Here is a 396-nt window from a genome sequence, read left to right as displayed (position 1 = left end):
ATGTAGAAAATGAAGTCAAAAAAGGCCGGCAATGTGAATTGTCGGCCTTTAAGCTTTTAGACGTTACCCCGGCCAGGCATATACCGGCTGCGTTATAAATCCCCTGGTGACCGCGCGCTGCTGCTGGTCATGTTACTACCACTCGTAGTGGTAAAGGTGGCATTACTGCCATTTTGCGCCCGGCGCAGAGTTTCCATACGCACCTGGAACGGTGGGAATGGCAGGATAATGCCGTGTTCATGGAAGCCCGCCAGAATCAGCTGGTGGATTTCATGTCTCAGTGGCATACGGTGGGCCATTTCAGCTGCGTGCATGCGCAATTCGAAAATCTGAATCCCTTGCTGTAAATCCACCAGATAAACTTCCGGTGCCGGGTTATCCAGCACCAGCGAACAG

Annotated in this window: 1 protein-coding gene; it reads right to left on the bottom strand. The window is 52.0% G+C overall.

Annotated elements, in window-relative coordinates:
• Positions 1-92: 92 nt before the first annotated feature.
• On the bottom strand, positions 93-396 hold a 304-nt coding region (locus tag DYI42_RS24095), incomplete at its 5' end, for a hypothetical protein (RefSeq protein WP_213549662.1).

The organism is Vannielia litorea, from assembly GCF_018424695.1.
GTDB lineage: Bacteria > Pseudomonadota > Alphaproteobacteria > Rhodobacterales > Rhodobacteraceae > Vannielia > Vannielia litorea_A.
The sequence above is the reverse complement of the archived record's forward strand: the minus strand, read 5'-3'. Positions and strand labels throughout refer to the sequence as shown.